Source organism: Kitasatospora sp. NPDC101155 (assembly GCF_044768305.1).
Lineage (GTDB): Bacteria > Actinomycetota > Actinomycetes > Streptomycetales > Streptomycetaceae > Kitasatospora.
On sequence record NZ_JBIWPN010000134.1, the window covers coordinates 1 to 4,024 of the forward strand.

7 protein-coding genes are annotated in these 4,024 nt (G+C 70.8%); all 7 read right to left on the bottom strand.

The genetic code is table 11. From position 1 onward, the window contains the following. Positions 1-295 precede the first annotated feature (295 nt). The gene (locus tag ACIRYZ_RS46275) at positions 296-580 is read right to left on the bottom strand and encodes a hypothetical protein (protein ID WP_402955719.1); all 285 of its coding nucleotides are present in this window, start codon (positions 578-580) and stop codon (positions 296-298) included. Further along, entirely contained in the window at positions 577-828 is a 252-nt protein-coding gene (locus tag ACIRYZ_RS46280; RefSeq protein WP_402955722.1) for an IPT/TIG domain-containing protein, read from the bottom strand. The genes ACIRYZ_RS46275 and ACIRYZ_RS46280 overlap by 4 nt, the downstream gene beginning before the upstream one ends. Before the next feature lie 135 nt (positions 829-963). Continuing rightward, positions 964-1,758 carry an IPT/TIG domain-containing protein gene (locus tag ACIRYZ_RS46285; protein ID WP_402955725.1) on the bottom strand — a complete coding sequence of 265 codons (795 nt, stop codon included), beginning with the start codon at positions 1,756-1,758 and terminating at the stop codon, positions 964-966. Between the two features lie 133 nt (positions 1,759-1,891). Next, the gene (locus tag ACIRYZ_RS46290) at positions 1,892-2,101 is read right to left on the bottom strand and encodes a hypothetical protein (protein ID WP_402955728.1); all 210 of its coding nucleotides are present in this window, start codon (positions 2,099-2,101) and stop codon (positions 1,892-1,894) included. Next, positions 2,098-2,589 (bottom strand): hypothetical protein, encoded by a 492-nt coding sequence (locus ACIRYZ_RS46295; protein WP_402955731.1) that lies wholly within the window; start codon positions 2,587-2,589, stop codon positions 2,098-2,100. Before ACIRYZ_RS46295 ends, ACIRYZ_RS46290 begins: the two co-directional genes overlap by 4 nt. 369 nt (positions 2,590-2,958) lie before the next feature. Next, the gene (locus ACIRYZ_RS46300; RefSeq protein ID WP_402955734.1) at positions 2,959-3,141 is read right to left on the bottom strand and encodes a hypothetical protein; all 183 of its coding nucleotides are present in this window, start codon (positions 3,139-3,141) and stop codon (positions 2,959-2,961) included. 33 nt (positions 3,142-3,174) lie between these two features. Next, positions 3,175-3,357, bottom strand: a complete 183-nt coding sequence (locus tag ACIRYZ_RS46305; RefSeq protein ID WP_402955737.1) for a hypothetical protein — start codon at positions 3,355-3,357, stop codon at positions 3,175-3,177. Positions 3,358-4,024 lie beyond the last annotated feature (667 nt).

Below are 4,024 nucleotides of genomic sequence, written 5' to 3' on the forward strand. Positions count from 1 at the left end.
CCCGGGTGGCACGGTGTCCGCCGGAACCATGACCTACACCGCCTGATCAACCCGGCGGCGCTGCCGGCCTTCGGATGACACTCCGAAGGCCGGCTGATCCGTCGGGCGGGGTTCGTCGTGGGCGCGGACGCCGGCGCCGTACTCGCCGATCTCGGTGGCGAGTGCGGCGCCGTCGACGGGCTACTCGGTGTCCCAGCCGACGTCCACACTCTTGGCCTGCGGCAATGCCGCTACCACGGCCTCGACAGGACGGCGGTGCCCGGCCAGGCCGCCGGGGTCAATCGTCGGCCGACCGTCACCCATCGCCGGCCCCCTTGTCCGGCAGCCTTCCCATCCGCACCGATACGGTCCCGTGCAGGACTCGGCCCGCCCTTTGCTCCTGTTCGAAGCGCCGGGTGAACACGTTCAGGCGTTCCTCGGGTTCCAGCTCGATCAGACCGGGCGGCCAGGTGTCCGGCGGTACGAGGATCACCACGGCGGTGCCCCGGCCTTCGGCCGCTGTCAGCCAGCCGGGCGAGGCCTCGACGCGGGTGTCCGGTTCCCACGTCTGACGCCCGCCGACCAGCGCCAGGCGTTTCACGCAGCCGCCGCCGATCTCGACGGCTCCGCTCGTGTCCGGGGGTTCGCCCGCTGCGAGCGTGAAGCCGCTGTCGACCGCGGGCTGTCGCTGACCAGCGTGAACGACGACACCGGCACGGTTGCGAACTTCACCGAGGTCGCGCCGGTGAAGCCGCTGCCGCTGATCGTGACGGCCGTGCCCCCCGCGGCCGGCCCGTGGTTGGGGTTGATGCCGCTGATGACCGGAACCATCGTGGAACTCTCCTTCATGGGGTGAATGAGGTGCGCCCTGGCCGCTGGGCGGCGGCCAGGGCGCAGCGAGTCCGTGGTCGCGGCCGTCGGATCCGCGCCGATGGCCGCGAGCCCGGGCCGCCCGCTGCTTGGTGGCCCGGGCGCGCCCGGGGCTTAGGGGATGACGAAGTGGTCGGCGGCGACGGCCGTGCTGGTGCCGCCGGGGGTGATGACCTGGATGTCGTAGGTGCCCGCGGCCAGGGTGGGCACGTCGAGGGTCAGGCTGCCCACACCGGTGACGCTGACGTTGTTGGCCGGGGTGGACGCGCCACCGCCGACCGGGGTGAACGTCACGGAGCTGACGTCGACGAAGCAGGTGCCGGCGACGATGACCCCGGTGGTGCCGGCCGCTCCCGTGCCGGGCGTCACGCTGGTGACCGCGGGCAGCTGGTAGTAGGTGAACTGACCGGGCGCGCCGATCGGGGAGCTGGTACCGCCGGTGTTGCTGACGAGGACGTCCGCCGCGTCGGTGCAGCCGGTGAAGGCGCCGTGGCCGGGAGGGGTGACGGTCAGGTGGCTGTCCGACAGGATGGTGGGGACGGCGGTGCCGACCGTGCCGAAGGCGACCGAGGTCGCGGTCGAGAAACCGGTGCCGAAGACGTCGATGGCGCCGGGTGCGGCGGGGCCGGTGCTGGGGGTCAGCGACGTGACCGTCGGGGCGGCGACGTAGAAGAAGGCGTTGCTGTTGCTGTTGACCCCGGAGACGGTCGCGGTGACGTTGGCCTGACTGGAGCACCCCGACGGGATGGTGAGGGTGACGGAGGTGTTGCTGGCGGCGGTGGGCGTGACCGTCTTGGTGCCGATGTTCACCTTGGTGGTGCTCAGGCTCCCCAGACCGGTGCCGGTGATGGTCATCGTCTGGCCCGAGCGGCCCGAGGTGGGCGAGATGGAGCTGATGACGGGTGCCATGACTGATCTCCTTCGCTGCTGCTGATCGGTTGGGTGCCACAGCGCCTCGGGAAGTGAGCACGACGGTGTGGTGCTTCCGCCGTTAACCCGTGGCTCTGTGGACGAGTTGGGCACCGTAGGTCGCTCGCCGGCCTCAACAGGGCGCGGTCAGGGGCGGGGTTGCGGCGCAGTTGTCCGGGGTGTTGCCGGAGACGTTGGTGGCCGGCAGCGTGACGGAGCCGGCGTTCTTGTAGATGCCGCCGCCGTCGACCGTGGCGGTGTTGCCGGTGACGCTGCCGGCGGTCATCGTCAGCGCGGTGTCGGTGTAGATGCCGCCGCCGAACGAGGCGCGGCTGTTGCTCACGCCTCGGTGGCGGTCAGGGCGACCGACCCGCCGAGGTTGGCGATGCCGCCGCCCACCCCGATGCCGGCGTCACCGTTGCTGATGGTGACCGCGGTCAAGGCGAGCTGGCCGTGGTCGGCGGGGAGTTGCGAGGGCCCGTCCACCTCGATGATGCGGAACGCGGGCGCGCCCGACGCGCGGGTGATCTCGGTGGCCAGCCCGGTCATGGTGATCGGCGTGGTGATGTTCGGCAGCCCCGCCGGTCCCCCGGCCCCGCCCGAGCCGTGGGCGCCGGTGAGGGAATAGGTGCAGAACGGTGCCAGGAACAGGGCACCGCCCCCGGAGGCGTTGGCCGCATTGACGGCGCTCACCAACGCGGCCTCGTTGCACGGCACGATCACCGCCTGCGCCGGACCCGCGGTCTGCGCGTGTACCGCCGGGGCGGTGAGCACGAGCGCACCGACAGCGCCGGTCCCGAGCAGCACTCGAAGCATGTTGATGGCTCGCACGAACGGCTCCTCGGACGCCTGAGCCACCCCCACCAGCCGATGCACCCTCACAGCACGTCGGTCGACGGCTCCCTCCGATGGGCGCCCTCGCGGGCCTGTGACAGGCGCACGCCACCACATGCCGATGGGCTGTCTTCCCCAACGGAGGGATGGGCAGCCCCCTATTCGGACGTCGTAAGTGCGTCATTTGAACTGCCATAAACACAAGGCATATGGCCATCTGTCACCCATTCGCGCAGCGCCACCTTGAGGCCGATGCTGCCCTCAGCGGTGGGGGGCGGCGTCTGGCCCTGGCCTTCGGCTGCGGCGGTGCTCGCGCCGCAGACCAACGCGAGCACCGCCGCGGTCGCACACCACAGGCCGGCCGGGCTACGCGATCGAATGAGTCACCGTCCCGGTGTGGGTGCCGTTCACCGCACTGGCGGGGATCGCGACGACGAGCGTCGGGTTCCACGTCGCGGAGTTGTTGCCGGTGCCCCCGGTGAGACTGTAGGCGGTGCGGCTGACGTTGAGGCTCTGGGCCTGGGCCGCGGTGGCCTGGCCGGGCGTCAAGACGCCCAGGCCGGTGGTGGAGCTCGCGATTCCCTACCAGTAGGAGACCGAGCTGGCCGGGATCGTCTCCGCGGCCGTGCCGATGCCCGTCGTGAAGCTGGTGGAGATCGCGGACGCGGTCCAGGCGGCCGTGAGCAGAGCCCGGGTGTCGGTGACCGTGACATTGCCCAGTTGTCCGCTGACGGAGTTTCCGGGCAGTCCGCTCCCCAGACCCACCGGACCGGCGGGGACCGAGATCGCTAACGAACCACCCGAGACGGAGAACGTGACCGCCGTGTCCCCGGGTGCGGCGCTGGCCACTCCGGAGCTACCGGTCGACCGGTGCAAGCGCCAGCGGCGCCAGCAGCCGGGCTGGTGCCGGGGCCAACGCGAGGGCGTTGGCAGACAAAGCCACCCATCCCGCCAGGTGCGTAGTGCCTGTCGTCCCGGCTCGCCTCAGCCCGCTGGTCCACCCCTACGCCGGGCCGAGTCGGCCGTTGGTCCGATCGGTACTGAGCTTCCGTTCCAACCGGAGGCAGTCTTGTGTCAAGGGCCGGGCCCCGAGACCGCGTGTCTTGTCAGGGAGCCGCCCCGAGGCCCGCAGGTTCACCACAGCGATGGGGTTCGTCGGCTTCGGCGGCAGCGTGCTCCAGACAGGGTGGACCGGCCTGCAGTGGACGGAAGCGGACGACCTCTCCGTCGCCGAAGTGCCCCAGGAACGGCTCTTCCCACGAACCTGTGCAATCGTCCACCATGCTGGGCCGGCACACTGCCGCAGGAGCGCGAGCAGGGGTCCCGGCAGTTCCGGTGTCTGAAGTTCCACCCTCTGGTTGGACACCTGGACACTGGGGCGTATGAGCCCAGAGGAAGCAGTCACAGGTGGGAACCAGGAGCAACATGAGTA